General features: G+C 59.3%; 17 protein-coding genes. 15 read left to right on the top strand and 2 right to left on the bottom strand.

The annotated features are described in order from the left end of the window. Nucleotides 1-131 precede the first annotated feature (131 nt). The gene (gene proB, locus AC1DWM_RS01550; protein WP_477794538.1) at nucleotides 132-1,250 is read left to right on the top strand and encodes a glutamate 5-kinase; all 1,119 of its coding nucleotides are present in this window, start codon (nucleotides 132-134) and stop codon (nucleotides 1,248-1,250) included. A gap of 12 nt (nucleotides 1,251-1,262) precedes the next feature. Continuing rightward, nucleotides 1,263-1,727 carry a CreA family protein gene (locus tag AC1DWM_RS01545; protein WP_223515498.1) on the top strand — a complete coding sequence of 155 codons (465 nt, stop codon included), beginning with the start codon at nucleotides 1,263-1,265 and terminating at the stop codon, nucleotides 1,725-1,727. A gap of 213 nt (nucleotides 1,728-1,940) precedes the next feature. Here AC1DWM_RS01545 and rpsT read toward each other — a convergent pair whose 3' ends face one another. After that, the gene (rpsT, locus tag AC1DWM_RS01540) at nucleotides 1,941-2,219 is read right to left on the bottom strand and encodes a 30S ribosomal protein S20 (RefSeq protein WP_007942340.1); all 279 of its coding nucleotides are present in this window, start codon (nucleotides 2,217-2,219) and stop codon (nucleotides 1,941-1,943) included. 252 nt (nucleotides 2,220-2,471) lie between these two features. On the opposite strand from rpsT, the gene murJ reads away from it, so the two are divergent. The 6 genes from murJ to ispH all read left to right on the top strand — a co-directional run bounded on the left by murJ (nucleotide 2,472) and on the right by ispH (nucleotide 9,961). Further along, nucleotides 2,472-4,010, top strand: a complete 1,539-nt coding sequence (murJ, locus tag AC1DWM_RS01535) for a murein biosynthesis integral membrane protein MurJ (RefSeq protein WP_223515501.1) — start codon at nucleotides 2,472-2,474, stop codon at nucleotides 4,008-4,010. A gap of 128 nt (nucleotides 4,011-4,138) precedes the next feature. Continuing rightward, entirely contained in the window at nucleotides 4,139-5,089 is a 951-nt protein-coding gene (gene ribF, locus AC1DWM_RS01530) for a bifunctional riboflavin kinase/FAD synthetase (protein ID WP_223515504.1), read from the top strand. Further along, the gene (ileS, locus tag AC1DWM_RS01525) at nucleotides 5,090-7,921 is read left to right on the top strand and encodes an isoleucine--tRNA ligase (RefSeq protein WP_223515507.1); all 2,832 of its coding nucleotides are present in this window, start codon (nucleotides 5,090-5,092) and stop codon (nucleotides 7,919-7,921) included. It abuts the gene before it with no gap. Beyond that, nucleotides 7,914-8,426, top strand: a complete 513-nt coding sequence (gene lspA, locus AC1DWM_RS01520; protein WP_452628204.1) for a signal peptidase II — start codon at nucleotides 7,914-7,916, stop codon at nucleotides 8,424-8,426. Before ileS ends, lspA begins: the two co-directional genes overlap by 8 nt. A gap of 7 nt (nucleotides 8,427-8,433) precedes the next feature. Next, on the top strand, nucleotides 8,434-8,871 hold the full coding sequence (gene fkpB / locus AC1DWM_RS01515) for an FKBP-type peptidyl-prolyl cis-trans isomerase (RefSeq protein WP_477794537.1): 438 nt from the start codon (nucleotides 8,434-8,436) through the stop codon (nucleotides 8,869-8,871). Nucleotides 8,872-9,013: 142 nt separating this feature from the next. Further along, a complete protein-coding gene (ispH, locus tag AC1DWM_RS01510; protein ID WP_214378885.1) occupies nucleotides 9,014-9,961 on the top strand; it encodes a 4-hydroxy-3-methylbut-2-enyl diphosphate reductase in 948 nt (315 codons plus the stop codon). Here ispH and AC1DWM_RS01505 read toward each other — a convergent pair. Next, entirely contained in the window at nucleotides 9,930-10,487 is a 558-nt protein-coding gene (locus AC1DWM_RS01505; RefSeq protein ID WP_477794485.1) for a GspH/FimT family pseudopilin, read from the bottom strand. The two genes, ispH and AC1DWM_RS01505, sit on opposite strands and share 32 nt — an antisense overlap. A gap of 128 nt (nucleotides 10,488-10,615) precedes the next feature. On the opposite strand from AC1DWM_RS01505, the gene AC1DWM_RS01500 reads away from it, so the two are divergent. The 7 genes from AC1DWM_RS01500 to thiO are packed head-to-tail and all read left to right on the top strand — an operon-like array spanning nucleotide 10,616 to nucleotide 14,684. Next, a complete protein-coding gene (locus tag AC1DWM_RS01500) occupies nucleotides 10,616-11,089 on the top strand; it encodes a GspH/FimT family pseudopilin (protein WP_223515530.1) in 474 nt (157 codons plus the stop codon). Beyond that, entirely contained in the window at nucleotides 11,086-11,535 is a 450-nt protein-coding gene (pilV, locus tag AC1DWM_RS01495; protein WP_223515533.1) for a type IV pilus modification protein PilV, read from the top strand. The genes AC1DWM_RS01500 and pilV overlap by 4 nt, the downstream gene beginning before the upstream one ends. Then, nucleotides 11,532-12,245: a PilW family protein gene (locus tag AC1DWM_RS01490; protein WP_477794484.1), complete on the top strand. Its 714-nt coding sequence runs from the start codon at nucleotides 11,532-11,534 to the stop codon at nucleotides 12,243-12,245. Before pilV ends, AC1DWM_RS01490 begins: the two co-directional genes overlap by 4 nt. Before the next feature lie 8 nt (nucleotides 12,246-12,253). After that, nucleotides 12,254-12,709, top strand: a complete 456-nt coding sequence (locus AC1DWM_RS01485) for a pilus assembly PilX family protein (RefSeq protein WP_223515552.1) — start codon at nucleotides 12,254-12,256, stop codon at nucleotides 12,707-12,709. A gap of 40 nt (nucleotides 12,710-12,749) precedes the next feature. Beyond that, nucleotides 12,750-13,112 carry a hypothetical protein gene (locus AC1DWM_RS01480; protein ID WP_223515555.1) on the top strand — a complete coding sequence of 121 codons (363 nt, stop codon included), beginning with the start codon at nucleotides 12,750-12,752 and terminating at the stop codon, nucleotides 13,110-13,112. Nucleotides 13,113-13,126: 14 nt separating this feature from the next. Then, a complete protein-coding gene (locus AC1DWM_RS01475; RefSeq protein ID WP_477794483.1) occupies nucleotides 13,127-13,528 on the top strand; it encodes a type IV pilin protein in 402 nt (133 codons plus the stop codon). Nucleotides 13,529-13,583: 55 nt separating this feature from the next. Next, nucleotides 13,584-14,684 carry a glycine oxidase ThiO gene (gene thiO, locus AC1DWM_RS01470; RefSeq protein WP_223515561.1) on the top strand — a complete coding sequence of 367 codons (1,101 nt, stop codon included), beginning with the start codon at nucleotides 13,584-13,586 and terminating at the stop codon, nucleotides 14,682-14,684. Nucleotides 14,685-14,796 lie beyond the last annotated feature (112 nt).

The raw sequence follows: 14,796 nt of genomic DNA, 5'->3' as shown, positions 1-14,796 counted from the left end.
ATCATCGCTGGCAGACCGGCTATCTAAGCGCCGCTCAATCGAGCGGCGTTTTAGTATCTGGAAATCGGTAGTCACGAATAACGTTACGGGCGGCGCTGGGTCGTGCTGCCCTCAAGCTAAGGTTGAAGATGATGCGGAGCAAGGTGACAGGTGCGCAGCGTTGGGTCGTGAAGATCGGCAGCGCTTTGCTGACGRCGGACGGCAAAGGCCTGGATCGCGCAGCAATGGGTGTCTGGGTTGAGCAGATGGTGGCTTTGCATGAGGCTGGCGTCGAACTGGTGTTGGTGTCTTCCGGGGCGGTAGCTGCGGGCATGAGCCGCTTGGGCTGGACCGTACGACCCAGTGCGATGCACGAGTTGCAGGCTGCTGCCGCCATCGGTCAGATGGGGTTGGTGCAGGCTTGGGAATCGAGCTTTGCCGAGCATGGCCGGCACACCGCGCAGATTCTCCTGACGCACGATGACTTGTCCGACCGCAAGCGTTACCTGAATGCTCGCAGCACCTTGCGCGCCCTGGTGGAATTGAAAGTGATCCCGGTGATCAACGAAAACGACACCGTAGTGACGGACGAAATCCGTTTCGGCGACAACGACACGCTGGCGGCGCTGGTGGCCAACCTGGTCGAGGCCGACTTGCTGGTGATTCTCACGGATCGCGATGGCATGTTCGACGCTGATCCGCGCAACAACCCTGATGCCAACCTGATTTACGAAGCTCGCGCCGATGATCCGGCGCTGGATGCGGTGGCGGGCAGTACTGGCGGTGCGTTGGGGCGTGGCGGTATGCAGACCAAGTTGCGTGCTGCGCGTCTGGCGGCCCGTTCTGGGGCGCACACCATCATCGTCGGCGGACGTATTGAGCGCGTGCTGGATCGCCTGAAGGCGGGTGAGCGCATCGGCACCTTGCTCTCGCCTGAGCGTGGCATGCTGGCGGCGCGTAAGCAGTGGTTGGCCGGGCATTTGCAAACCCGTGGCACGCTGGTGTTGGATGGTGGTGCGGTGAAGGCGCTGGTTCAGGATAATAAAAGTTTGCTGCCGGTGGGTGTCAAACTGGTTCAGGGCAGCTTCCGTCGTGGCGAAATGGTGGTGTGCGTGGCGCCAGATGGTCGCGAGATCGCCCGAGGCCTGGCTAACTACAGTGCGCTGGAAGCGCAAAAAATTATCGGTCAGTCGTCTGAGGCGATTGTCGGTTTGTTGGGTTATATGGCTGAGCCGGAACTGGTTCACCGCGATAACCTGATTCTGGTCTGAGGGAATACCTGAATGCGTGTGGCAAAAGGAATATTGGGTCTGTTGCTGACATTGCCGCTGCTGACTTCGGCTGAGGAAATTGGCCAGGTATCAACGGTGTTCAAATTCGTCGGCCCCAACGACCGTATTGTCGTCGAGGCGTTTGATGATCCGAAGGTCGATGGCGTGACGTGCTACCTGTCGCGCGCCAAGACGGGTGGTGTGAAGGGTGGTCTGGGGCTGGCTGAAGACCGCGCCGAGGCGTCTATCGCTTGCCGTCAGGTCGGCCCTATCAGCTTCAAGGGTGAGCTGAAGGATGGCGATGAGGTGTTCAAGGAGCGCACATCGCTGGTGTTCAAGACCATGCAGGTGGTGCGGTTTCTCGACAAGAAACGCAATACGCTGGTGTACCTGGTCTACAGCGATCGTTTGATCGAAGGCAGCCCGCAGAATGCGGTGACGGCGATTCCGATTCTGCCGTGGGCGCACGCTCAGTAATCTGACGCAAATCGAAATGTGGGAGCGAGCCGGCTCYGGGCGGCGTTCCGACGATAGCTGTTTAACATTCAACGCTCATGTTGATTGTTCTACCGTTATCGTCGGAACGCCGCCCGGAGCCGGCTCACTCCCACATTTTTTTTGCGGTGCTTTCACTAAATCGCAGGCAATAAAAAACCGACCCTGAGGTCGGTTTTTCAACAAGCTTATCGCTTAAGCGGCAACAGCAAGGTTCAGAGCCTTGACGTGACCGTTCAGGCGGCTCTTATGACGAGCAGCCTTGTTCTTGTGGATGATACCTTTATCGGCCATACGGTCGATAACTGGTACGGCCAGAACGTAAGCAGCTTGAGCTTTAGCAGCGTCTTTTGCGTCGATGGCTTTAACTACATTCTTGATGTAGGTACGAACCATGGAACGCAGGCTGGCGTTGTGGCTGCGACGCTTCTCAGCCTGTTTTGCACGTTTTTTGGCGGAAGGTGTGTTGGCCACCGTCGAGCTCCTCGAAAGACTTTTTAGGAAATAGCAAACAAAATAGGCCGCGAATCATGCCGATGAGTTGATGTCTTGTCAAGGGCGGTTGAGACGTTCCGCTAAGTGGTAGGTATAAAGAGGCGGGATATTTATTTCCGGCGCTTGACCTGTAAACTCGCGAGCTTTGGCTCTGTGCTGCTGCGGCGCGGAGTATCGCATAAGTAGGCGCTTTGTTCGCCTGCTGTTTATCGACAGGCACAAACTCTTTCAATGAATCTGCTCAAATCGTTGGCCGCCGTCAGCTCTATCACGATGATTTCCCGGGTTTTGGGGTTTGTTCGTGACACGCTTATCGCACGTACATTTGGTGCCGGGATGGCGACGGACGCCTTCTTTATCGCCTTCAAACTGCCTAACCTGCTGCGGCGGATCTTCGCCGAGGGGGCGTTTTCCCAGGCTTTCGTGCCGATTCTGGCCGAATACAAAAGCCAGAAGGGTGAAGAGGCGACGCGAACGTTTGTTGCGTACGTCTCGGGCCTGCTGACGCTGGTGCTGGCGCTGGTTACGGTATTGGGGATGATTGCTGCACCCTGGGTCATCTGGGCGACCGCGCCGGGATTTACCACTACACCGGAAAAATTCGAGCTGACCTCCAGCCTGTTGCGGGTGACCTTTCCCTACATCTTGTTGATCTCCCTGTCGTCCCTGGCCGGTGCGATCCTCAATACTTACAACCGTTTTTCGGTGCCGGCCTTTGTACCGACTCTGCTCAACGTCAGCATGATCATCTTTTCGCTGTTCCTGACTCCGTATTTCGATCCGCCGGTCATGGCGTTGGGCTGGGCGGTTCTGGTGGGTGGTCTGGCGCAATTGCTCTATCAGCTGCCGCACCTGAAAAAGATCGGCATGCTGGTGTTGCCACGCCTGAACCTGCGTGACAGTGGCGTCTGGCGGGTCATGAAACAGATGCTGCCGGCGATTCTCGGCGTGTCCGTGAGCCAGATTTCGCTGATCATCAACACTATTTTCGCGTCGTTCCTGGTGGCCGGTTCGGTGTCCTGGATGTACTACGCCGACCGTTTGATGGAATTGCCGTCCGGCGTATTGGGCGTGGCGTTGGGCACGATTCTGTTGCCGACACTGGCCAAAACCTACGCCAGCAATGATCGTCACGAGTATTCGCGCATCCTCGATTGGGGGCTGCGCCTGTGCTTCATGTTGGTGTTGCCGTGTGCGCTGGCGCTGGGGATTCTGGCTGAGCCGCTGACTGTCTCGCTGTTTCAGTACGGTCAATTCAGCGCCTTCGATGCGTCGATGACGCAACGGGCGTTAATCGCTTATTCAGTCGGTTTGCTGGGCATTATCGTGATCAAAGTGCTGGCGCCGGGTTTTTATGCGCAACAAAACATCCGCACGCCGGTGAAAATTGCAATTTTTACCCTGGTGGTGACCCAGTTATTCAACTTGATGTTGATCGGTCCACTGGCCCACGCCGGTCTGGCACTGGCCATCAGTGCCGGTGCCTGCCTCAACGCCGGGTTATTGTTCTATCAGTTGCGCAAGCAGCAGATGTACCAGCCGCAACCGGGTTGGGCGAAGTTCGGCGCCAAGCTCGTCATCGCCGTGTTGGTGATGTCTGCGGTGTTGCTGGTCGGGATGCACTTCATGCCGGCGTGGGATCAGGGGCATATGCTGGAGCGGTTCCTGCGCCTTGGTGCTTTGGTCGCGGCCGGTATCGTCTCTTATTTCGGGATGTTGCTGCTGATGGGCTTCCGTTTGCGCGACTTCAATCGCAAGGCACTGAGTTGAGGTTGCGGCCTCGATAAACACGGGCGAGCCGGTGGTTTTGTCGGTTCGATCACTTTGGTTACGGTGTTGCCTGTCGTCGGCCGCCGGGTGTGGTTATAATCGACCACTTTATGAGCAAGAAGCGCGTTATGCAGCTGGTTCGAGGCCTCCAAAATCTGCGCCCCCAGCATCGGGGCTGTGTCGCCACCATTGGCAACTTTGACGGTGTTCACCGTGGTCATCAGGCTATCCTGGCGCGGCTGCGTGAACGTGCGCTCGAGTTGGGCGTGCCCAGCTGCGTGGTGATTTTTGAGCCGCAGCCCCGAGAATTTTTCGCCCCGGACACGGCTCCTGCCCGTCTGGCCCGGTTGCGGGATAAACTGCAGCTGCTGGCCGACGAAGGTGTCGACCGTGTCCTGTGCCTGGCCTTCAACCAGCGGCTGAGCAAGCTCAGCGCCAGTGAATTCGTTGATACCATTCTGGTGGACGGCCTTGGCGTGCAGCACCTGGAAGTCGGTGATGACTTCCGATTTGGCTGTGACCGCGTAGGAGATTTCGATTTCCTGCAACAAGCCGGCATCGTTCAGGGCTTTACCGTCGAAGCGGCGCAAACCGTCGAGCTGGACGGCATTCGCGTCAGCAGCACCCAGGTCCGCAATGCCCTGGCCGCTGCTGATTTTGCCTTGGCCGAGCGACTGCTCGGGCGGCCCTTCCAGATTACCGGGCGGGTGCTGCACGGCCAGAAGCTGGCGCGCCAGTTGGGTACGCGCACGGCCAACATACAACTCAAGCGCCGTCGCGTGCCGCTGACCGGGGTTTACCTGGTCAACGTCGACATCGACGGCAAGACCTGGCCAGGCGTCGCCAATATCGGCGTGCGGCCAACGGTTCAAGGTGATGGAAAAGCCCACCTCGAAGTGCATCTTTTAGATTTTGCCGGCGATCTGTATGACCGGCGTTTGACGGTGGTCTTCCACCACAAGCTGCGTGAAGAGCAGCGTTTCGCCTCTCTGGAGGCGCTTAAGACGGCGATCAATGCGGATGTCGCCGCCGCCCGTGCCCTGTCGCACCTAGCGCCAATCGCTAATGAAGAGCCTTAAATGACCGACTATAAAGCCACGCTAAACCTTCCGGACACCGCCTTCCCAATGAAGGCCGGCCTGCCTCAGCGCGAACCGCAGATTCTGCAGCGCTGGGACAGCATTGGCCTGTACGGTAAGTTGCGCGAGATTGGCAAGGATCGTCCGAAGTTCGTCCTGCACGACGGTCCTCCGTACGCCAACGGCACGATTCACATCGGTCATGCGCTGAACAAGATTCTCAAGGACATGATCATTCGCTCGAAGACCCTGTCGGGTTTCGACGCGCCTTATGTGCCGGGTTGGGACTGCCACGGTCTGCCGATCGAGCACAAAGTCGAAGTGACCCACGGCAAGAACCTGGGCGCGGACAAGACCCGCGAACTGTGCCGTGCCTACGCCACCGAGCAGATCGAAGGTCAGAAATCCGAATTTATCCGTCTGGGCGTGTTGGGCGACTTTGCCAACCCGTACAAGACCATGGACTTCAAGAACGAGGCCGGTGAAATCCGCGCCTTGGCTGAAATCGTCAAAGGCGGTTTCGTGTTCAAAGGCCTCAAGCCTGTGAACTGGTGCTTCGACTGCGGTTCGGCCCTGGCTGAAGCGGAAGTCGAGTACGAGAACAAGAAGTCCTCGACCATCGACGTAGCGTTCCCGATTGCCGACGAAGCCAAACTGGCTGCCGCTTTCGGTCTGCCGTCTCTGGCCAAGCCTGCTTCGATCGTGATCTGGACCACCACCCCGTGGACCATCCCGGCCAACCAGGCGCTGAACGTTCACCCGGAATTCAACTACGCCCTGGTCGACGTCGGCGGCAAACTGCTGGTGCTGGCTGAAGAGCTGGTCGAGTCGTGCCTGGCCCGTTACAGCCTGGAAGGTTCGGTCATCGCGACCACCACCGGTAAAGAACTGGAACTGATCAATTTCCGTCACCCGTTCTACGATCGCCTGTCGCCGGTTTACCTGGCCGAGTACGTTGAACTGGGCGCCGGCACCGGCGTGGTTCACTCCGCACCGGCCTACGGCGTGGACGACTTCGTGACCTGCAAGAAGTACGGCATGGTCAACGACGACATCCTCAATCCGGTGCAAAGCAACGGTGTTTACGCGACCTCGCTGGAGTTTTTCGGCGGCCAGTTCATCTGGAAAGCCAACCCGGCCATCGTCGACAAGCTGACTGAAGTCGGCGCGCTGCTGCACACCACCATCATCGAACACAGCTACATGCACTGCTGGCGTCACAAGACCCCGTTGATCTACCGCGCCACCGCACAGTGGTTCATCGGCATGGACAAAGAGCCTGCGACCGGCGACACCCTGCGCAAGCGGGCGATCAAAGCCATCGAAGACACCCGGTTCGTTCCAGCCTGGGGCCAGGCGCGCCTGCATTCGATGATCGCCAACCGTCCGGACTGGTGCATCTCCCGTCAGCGCAACTGGGGCGTGCCGATCCCGTTCTTCCTGAACAAGGAAAGCGGCGAACTGCACCCGCGTACCGCCGAGCTGATGGAAGAAGTGGCCAAGCGCGTCGAAGTCGAAGGCATCGAAGCCTGGTTCAAGATGGACGCCGCCGAACTGCTGGGTGATGAAGCGCCGCAGTACGACAAGATCAGCGACACCCTGGACGTCTGGTTCGATTCGGGCACCACGCATTGGCACGTCCTGCGCGGTTCGCACCCGATGGGCCACGAAACCGGTCCACGCGCCGACCTGTACCTGGAAGGCTCGGACCAGCACCGTGGCTGGTTCCACTCGTCCTTGCTGACCGGTTGCGCCATCGACAACCACGCGCCGTACCGCGAACTGCTGACTCACGGCTTCACGGTTGATGAGTCCGGTCGCAAGATGTCCAAATCGCTGGGCAACGTGATTGCACCGCAAAAGGTCAACGACACCTTGGGCGCCGACATCATGCGTCTGTGGGTGGCTTCCACCGATTACTCGGGTGAAATGGCAGTTTCCGAGCAGATCCTGCAACGCAGTGCAGACGCCTACCGGCGTATCCGTAACACCGCGCGCTTCCTGCTCTCGAACCTGACCGGCTTCAATCCGGCCACTGACATCCTGCCGGCCGAAGACATGCTCGCGCTGGATCGTTGGGCCGTGGACCGCACGCTGCTGCTGCAACGTGAGCTGCAAGAGCACTACGGCGAGTACCGTTTCTGGAACGTCTACTCCAAGATCCACAACTTCTGCGTGCAGGAGTTGGGCGGTTTCTACCTCGACATCATCAAGGACCGTCAGTACACCACTGGCGCCAACAGCAAGGCCCGCCGTTCGGCGCAAACCGCGCTGTATCACATCTCCGAAGCGCTGGTGCGCTGGATCGCGCCGATCCTCGCGTTCACCGCTGACGAACTGTGGGAATACCTGCCGGGCGAGCGCAACGAATCGGTGATGCTCAACACCTGGTACGAAGGTTTGACCGAGCTGCCGGAAGGCGTCGAACTGGACCGCGCCTACTGGGAGCGGATCATGGCGGTCAAAGTAGCCGTCAACAAAGAAATGGAAATCCAGCGCGCGGCCAAGGCCGTCGGTGGCAACCTGCAAGCCGAAGTGACGCTGTTCGCCGAAGAAGCGCTGAGCGCCGACCTGGCCAAGCTGAGCAACGAACTGCGCTTCGTGCTGATCACTTCGACCGCGACCGTTGCACCGTTCGTACAGGCACCGGCCGATGCCGTGGTCACCGAAGTCAGCGGTTTGAAGCTGCAAGTGGTCAAGTCGAGCCACGCCAAGTGCGCCCGTTGCTGGCACTGCCGTGAAGACGTCGGCGTGAACCCGGAGCATCCGGAAATCTGCGGTCGTTGCGTCGACAACATCAGCGGCGCTGGCGAGGTCCGTCACTATGCCTAATGCCGTTGGCCGTTTCGGACGGCTGAGCTGGCTCTGGTTGAGTTTGCTGGTCCTGGTCATCGACCAGGCCAGCAAGTTCTACTTTGAAGGCAAGCTCGAGATGTACCAGCAAATCGTGGTGATCCCCGATTACTTCAGCTGGACCCTGGCCTACAACACCGGCGCGGCGTTCAGCTTCCTGGCTGACAGCTCCGGCTGGCAGCGCTGGTTGTTTGCCCTGATCGCTGTGGTGGTCAGTGCGGTGCTGGTGGTGTGGCTCAAGCGTCTTGGGCGCAACGAAACCTGGCTGGCTGTCGCCTTGGCGCTAGTGCTGGGCGGCGCGCTGGGCAATTTGTATGACCGCATCGCCTTGGGCCATGTGATCGATTTCATTCTGGTGCATTGGCAGAACCGCTGGTATTTCCCGGCGTTCAACTTTGCCGACAGCGCAATTACTGTCGGTGCGGTGATGCTGGCACTGGATATGTTCAAAAGTAAGAAGACCGGAGAAGCCGTTCATGACTGAACAGGTATTGGCTGAGCAACGCATCCGCCAGAACACGGAAGTCACCTTGCACTTTGCACTGCGCCTGGAGAACGGCGACACCGTCGACAGCACCTTCGACAAAGCCCCGGCGACCTTTCAGGTCGGCGACGGCAACCTGTTGCCAGGTTTCGAAGCGGCACTGTTCGGCTTCAAGGCGGGCGACAAGCGTACGCTGATCATTCAGCCGGAAAACGCTTTCGGTCAGCCGAACCCGCAGAACGTACAGATCATCCCGCGTTCGCAGTTCAAGGACATGGGCCTGTCGCCGGGTCTGCTGGTGATCTTCAACGATGCGGCGAATACTGAGCTGCCAGGCGTTGTGAAAGAATTCGATGACGAGCAAGTGACCATCGACTTCAACCACCCGCTGGCCGGCAAGACATTGACCTTTGACGTCGAGATCATCAACGTCAAATCGTTGTAAAACGCTTTTCTGTAGGAGCCGGTTTGCCGGCGAAGAGGCCTTGAAGACTAGCGTTGAAGCTGATGGCCTCTTCGCTGGCAAGCCAGCTCCTACAGTGAGTTGCAATGTTTCAATTTCCTGCGCGCAAGACACGAGGCACAGCATGCAAATCAAACTCGCCAACCCCCGTGGCTTCTGCGCCGGAGTGGACCGAGCGATCGAAATCGTCAACCGCGCCCTGGAAGTGTTCGGGCCGCCGATCTATGTGCGCCACGAAGTGGTCCACAACAAGTTCGTCGTCGAAGACCTGCGTGCTCGCGGGGCGATCTTCGTTGAGGAACTGGATCAGGTGCCAGACGACGTCATCGTGATCTTCAGTGCCCACGGCGTTTCCCAGGCGGTGCGTACCGAAGCCGCCGGCCGTGGCCTCAAGGTGTTCGACGCGACCTGCCCGCTGGTGACCAAGGTGCACATCGAAGTCGCACGTTACAGCCGCGATGGTCGTGAATGCATCCTCATCGGCCATGCCGGTCACCCGGAAGTCGAAGGCACCATGGGCCAATACGATGGCAGCAATGGTGGCGCGATTTACCTGGTCGAAGACGAGAAAGACGTCGCCGCATTGCAGGTACACAATCCGGAAAAACTCGCCTTCGTGACCCAGACCACCCTGTCCATGGACGACACCAGTCGTGTGATCGACGCGCTACGTACGCGCTTCCCGGCGATTGGTGGCCCGCGCAAGGACGACATCTGCTACGCCACGCAAAACCGTCAGGACGCCGTTAAGCAACTGGCCGACGAATGCGACGTGGTGCTGGTGGTCGGCAGCCCGAACAGCTCCAACTCCAATCGCTTGCGTGAGCTGGCCGAACGCATGGCCACCCCGGCGTACCTGATCGACGGCGCCGAAGACCTGCAAAAGAGCTGGTTTGATGGTGTCGAGCGTATCGGCATTACCGCCGGCGCTTCTGCTCCGGAAGTGTTGGTGCGTGGGGTAATTCAGCAATTGCAGGCCTGGGGTGCAACCGGTGCCGATGAACTGGCCGGTCGCGAGGAGAACATCACGTTCTCCATGCCTAAAGAGCTGCGCGTGCGCTCGTTGCTCTGAAGCGTTTCCCACCCGGACATAGCGCCTGCTCGGCTTTTTTGCTGCGCAGGCTGACGCGACCCGTAGCGGCCAGCACCACCTGGAGCTGGCTGACCGGCTCGCGGGCCGCGCAAAAGTGCACTGTCCCCGCTTGAAACGCCCGTCCGGGCATCTGGGGTTCGCCTATCCCGCTGAATCGTATGTAACGCCTGACCGGCCCATTGCCGACAATCGCCCCCCGAGCGCCACTGGCGCGCTCAACCAGCAGCGGATTGCTGCTGTCCTTCGGCCCTTTGCCACTGATGTCCAGAATGATCCGCCAACCCTGACCCCAATCCCCGTTGATGCCATGAATTACAACGGCCTGGTTGCGCGTGATGGCCAAGGTTCGGGCGTTGCGTATCCCACTGACCAGCGCGTGCGCCGCCTGCTCTCGATGGTTCGATTCAGTGAGTGCTGCGAACGCCGAACTGACCAACAGCAGAACAATTGCGGCAATCGCCAGTCCCATAAGCAGTTCGATCAGGCTGAAACCTTGCTGATGCATGGCATTTCCTTCCCTGGAGTGTTGTGACCCGCGCGGTCCCTGCGGGGTGATGGCAAACAACCTGCCTGCGCCGGTCGAGTTTTCTAGCGTGTAATGGCAGGTATAGCCGACGGCAACTGAGGGCACCGATGGATCATCGTACAAAAGGTTTCACGCTGATCGAGCTGCTGATTGCGCTCGCGGTGTTTCTGATCTTGATCACCCTGGCGGTGCCGGCGTTTACCCGTTCGGTGCAAACCACCAGGGCCGATACAGAAATCGGCGACTTGCAGCGCGGACTCAACTTCGCCCGACTGGAGGCCATCAACCGTGGCATCACCACTCGAGTCCGCCCGACAGCCGGTGACAGCGTTTGGACCGGTGAATTGACGGTCTATGACGGTACTGGCACACCGGCCAATGTATTGCGGGTTGTTCCAGCGACGAGCAGCGGCGCCACCCTGACGCTAACCTCAGGAGTGACCGCGCTGGACTTTAACAACCTGGGCGGTTTGTCGGCACCGTCGACTGCCGTGGTTATCAACTATGTACGGGGGACGCAAAGCAGGACGCTGAATGTGTGTTTGAACGGACGAATTCTATTGGGTGGAAGTTGCGGATGAGGGGATGGAGCAAGCGTGCACAGGAGGGCATGACGCTGATCGAAGTCTTGGTTGCGTTGTTGATACTGACGGTGGGGCTATTGGGAGCGGCGGCGATTCAGCTCAATGCGCTGAAGTACACCGACAGTTCACGGATGACCAGCCAGGCCAGTTTTATCGCCTACGACATGATGGACCGCATCCGCGCCAATTCCGGCGCTGATTACACCGTCACGCCGCCGACCTCGGGCAACCAGAGTGTCGCCCGCGATCAGGATCTCTACGATTTCACCACCAACATCGTCAATTTCGGCGGCGCGACGGCCACCGGCAGTGTGGCGTTGAACCAGCGGGTCTACACCATCACCATCACCTGGGATGACTCGCGCGCCGCCAATACCGCCAATTCGCGCCGCAGTTTCGTCTTGACCAGTCGCGCCACGGTCGACCCGGTGTCCACGCCATGAGCCGCTCCAGCCGAGGGTTCGGTTTGATCGAGTTGCTGATTGCGCTGGCGTTGAGTCTGATCGTAGTACTGGGCGTCGTGCAGATTTTCATCGCGGCTAAAAATACCTACGTCAGCCAGAACGCCTCCGCCGCCATGCAGGAAGACGCGCGATTTGTATTGAGCAAGATGATCCAGGAAATCCGCATGGTCGGCATGTTCGGCTGTCTGGGGGCCATTACTGACTCAAGTGATGCGGGTGATTTCAACGCCAGTCAGATAACGCCCATCAGTTGGGACAACGCCAACCGCAAGCTGACCCTGGTGACGGCGGATGTCGGCGGCGCGGGCGGAGTGCCAGCCTGGACGGTCATTTCTGACTGCCGAAACTCGGCGACGGCGTACACCGGCTTGCGCAAACCCGCGACGGGGTTTCTGGCGTTTCCGATACGGCGCTTGATCTACAGCTTCAAAAATAACCAGGTACTGATGGGGGCCGGCGTCGGCACGCCCACCCAGTACGTGCTGGTGAACCACGTGGAGGCTTTCAACGTAAGCTTCGGCCTCGCCAGTTCGGCCACCGATGTGGCCGCCTCCAGTTACAGCAGCAACCCGTCAGACCCGGCACGGATTCGCAGCGTACGGCTGAGTCTGACCCTCGCGGACCCGAACAACCGGGTACACAACCAAACCTTCAGCGTGGTTGCCGCCTTGCGCAACCGCTTGCCATGAGAGCCGTCATGACATCTCACGCTCAACGCGGGATGGCGCTGCTGGTCAGCCTGGTGTTTCTGCTGTTGCTGACGTTGATCGGCCTGTCTTCGATGCAGAACGCCACCCTGCAGGAAAAAATGGCCGGCAGCGTGAGCTTGCGCAACCAGTCGTTCCAGGGCGCAGAAGCCGCGTTGCGCGTGGGTGAAAGCGCAGTGCAACTCGACACTTATTCATTGCCGGTTTGCAGCCAGTGCGCACCGCCGGCCGAGGCCACGACCCTCACTACCGCCGGCCGCAACGCCAGTTCTGGCGTGACGTGGATCGCTTCCGGCAGCGGCTTTTACGGGGTACAGAACATTGGCACCACGCTCACCGCCGTCAATGTGCCGAGCAATACCTCGGCGACGCTTTACCGGGTGACCGCCGTCGGCATCGCGGGCAACTCGCGCAGTGTCGTGGAGAGTATTTATGCGAAGTACTAAGCGCCACATTACATGGCGACTGAGGTGGTATGGCGTTGGGTTGCTGCTGTGCCTGTCGATGCCGGCCTATTGTTTTACGTCGCCGGACCCGCCCACCCCGAGTAAACGTCGATGTCTGGCCGCTGGCAATTGGTACGGTTTCTATCGCGACAGACAGGGGTTGACGGCAATCTGCCTGAAGCTGCCCGAAGCGTTCAGCGTTAAGATGCTCGACGGCAATGGCGATGGCGTGGTCGATAATCCCGACGCAATTTCCAGCGGGGTGATCTATATCGGCGATAATCCGGCCTCCGATGGCATTGCCAATGACATCCCCGGAAATGATTCCGGAGACGTGATCACCCCAGTGGTGGAAAAAACCGGCGGCGGCAGCCGTCGCATCATGTGGCGACAAATACAGTAAGTGAGAGTTGAGGCATGCGTAGATCCAACCGAGGTTTTACCCTGATCGAAATCATGATCGTGATTGCGATCATTGGGATCGTCATCACCATTGCCGCCCCGAGCTTCACCGAATACCTGAATAAGGGCCGGCGCGGCGAAATCGCCGGAGTGTTATCGGAGCAGGCGCAGATTCTTGAACGGTACTACTCCCAGAAGAATGTCTACACCGAAGCAACTGGCCTGAGCGCCGGCAATGACTATTACACCATTACCCCGACCCTCACTGACCAGACCTTCCTGCTGACAGCGGTGCGCAAGTCCGGTACGAGTATGGCCACCGACAAGTGCGGGGATTTCACCCTCACCAATACCGGTGTCAGAAGCATGGTCAATGCAACAGACGGGTTGACCGCCAAGGATTGCTGGGGTGGCTGAGTTTCGTTTTGGGCGTCATTTGCGCCCTCTGTCTATTTAACGGTTGGATCTGAACATGACCAGGCAACAGCAAGTGGTGATTGTCGGCGGCGGCGTGATTGGGCTGCTGACGGCGTTCAATCTCGCGTCCGAAGTGCACAGCGTTGTGCTGCTGGATCGTTCGAACGTCGGGCAGGAGTCGTCATGGGCCGGTGGCGGGATTGTTTCGCCGTTGTACCCGTGGCGCTACAACCCGGCAGTCACCGCGTTGGCGCATTGGTCCCAGGATTTTTATCCACAGCTCGGTGAGCGATTGTTCGCTGCGACCGGGGTTGACCCTGAGGTTCACACTACCGGTCTGTACTGGTTGGATCTGGATGACGAGGCTGAGGCGCTGGCTTGGGCCAAGCGCGAGAATCGTCCGCTGCGTGCTGTGGATATCTCTGCGGTACACGATGCAGTGCCGGTGCTGGGCGCAGGTTTTTCGCGGGCGGTGTACATGGCCGATGTGGCCAATGTGCGCAATCCACGGCTGGTGAAGTCGCTGAAGGCTGCGTTGCTGGCGCTGCCGAATGTGACGATCCACGAGCAGTGCGAAGTCAGCGGGTTCATTCGTGAGGGTGATCAAATCGTCGGTGTGCAGACTGCGACGGGTGCCATTGCTGGTGATCAAGTGGTGCTGACCGCCGGCGCCTGGAGTGGGGATTTACTGAAAAGCCTGGGTCTGGAACTACCGGTCGAACCGGTAAAAGGGCAAATGATTCTGTACCAGTGCGCGGCGGATTTTTTGCCGAGCATGGTACTGGCCAAGGGACGTTATGCGATTCCCCGGCGCGACGGGCACATTCTGATTGGCAGTACGCTGGAACATGAAGGCTACGACAAGACGCCGACCGATTCGGCGCTGGAAAGCCTGAAGGCGTCGGCGGAGGAGTTGATTCCGGCATTGGCGGATGCCGAAGTGGTCGGGCATTGGGCCGGATTGCGGCCGGGGTCGCCTGAAGGCATTCCTTACATCGGTCAGGTGCCAGGGTTTGAAGGCCTTTGGCTCAATTGCGGGCATTACCGCAATGGGCTGGTGCTGGCGCCGGCGTCGTGTCAGTTGTTTGCCGACGTGATGCTGGGCCGCGAGCCGATTATTGATCCTGCGCCGTATGCGCCGACGGGGCGGATCTGACTGCTAGATGTGTGTCGTTTATCAGATCGCTTCGCGAGCAGGCTCGCTCCCACAGTTAATCTGTGAACGACGCAAACTCCCTGTGGGAGCGAGCCGGCGCCGGGCGGCGTTC

The sequence above is a fragment of the Pseudomonas sp. P4_C8 genome (assembly GCF_056401975.1).
The sequence above is the reverse complement of the archived record's forward strand: the minus strand, read 5'-3'. Positions and strand labels throughout refer to the sequence as shown.

What these genes read in the sequence shown, in the direction of transcription:
- AC1DWM_RS01545 (WP_223515498.1), top strand. Translation starts at nt 1,263, where the DNA reads ATGCGTGTGGCAAAAGGAATATTGGGTCTGTTGCTGACATTGCCGCTG.
- murJ (WP_223515501.1), top strand. Translation starts at nt 2,472, where the DNA reads ATGAATCTGCTCAAATCGTTGGCCGCCGTCAGCTCTATCACGATGATT.
- ribF (WP_223515504.1), top strand. Translation starts at nt 4,139, where the DNA reads ATGCAGCTGGTTCGAGGCCTCCAAAATCTGCGCCCCCAGCATCGGGGC.
- ileS (WP_223515507.1), top strand. Translation starts at nt 5,090, where the DNA reads ATGACCGACTATAAAGCCACGCTAAACCTTCCGGACACCGCCTTCCCA.
- lspA (WP_452628204.1), top strand. Translation starts at nt 7,914, where the DNA reads ATGCCTAATGCCGTTGGCCGTTTCGGACGGCTGAGCTGGCTCTGGTTG.
- ispH (WP_214378885.1), top strand. Translation starts at nt 9,014, where the DNA reads ATGCAAATCAAACTCGCCAACCCCCGTGGCTTCTGCGCCGGAGTGGAC.
- AC1DWM_RS01505 (WP_477794485.1), bottom strand. Translation starts at nt 10,487, where the DNA reads ATGCATCAGCAAGGTTTCAGCCTGATCGAACTGCTTATGGGACTGGCG.
- AC1DWM_RS01500 (WP_223515530.1), top strand. Translation starts at nt 10,616, where the DNA reads ATGGATCATCGTACAAAAGGTTTCACGCTGATCGAGCTGCTGATTGCG.
- pilV (WP_223515533.1), top strand. Translation starts at nt 11,086, where the DNA reads ATGAGGGGATGGAGCAAGCGTGCACAGGAGGGCATGACGCTGATCGAA.
- AC1DWM_RS01490 (WP_477794484.1), top strand. Translation starts at nt 11,532, where the DNA reads ATGAGCCGCTCCAGCCGAGGGTTCGGTTTGATCGAGTTGCTGATTGCG.
- AC1DWM_RS01485 (WP_223515552.1), top strand. Translation starts at nt 12,254, where the DNA reads ATGACATCTCACGCTCAACGCGGGATGGCGCTGCTGGTCAGCCTGGTG.
- AC1DWM_RS01475 (WP_477794483.1), top strand. Translation starts at nt 13,127, where the DNA reads ATGCGTAGATCCAACCGAGGTTTTACCCTGATCGAAATCATGATCGTG.
- thiO (WP_223515561.1), top strand. Translation starts at nt 13,584, where the DNA reads ATGACCAGGCAACAGCAAGTGGTGATTGTCGGCGGCGGCGTGATTGGG.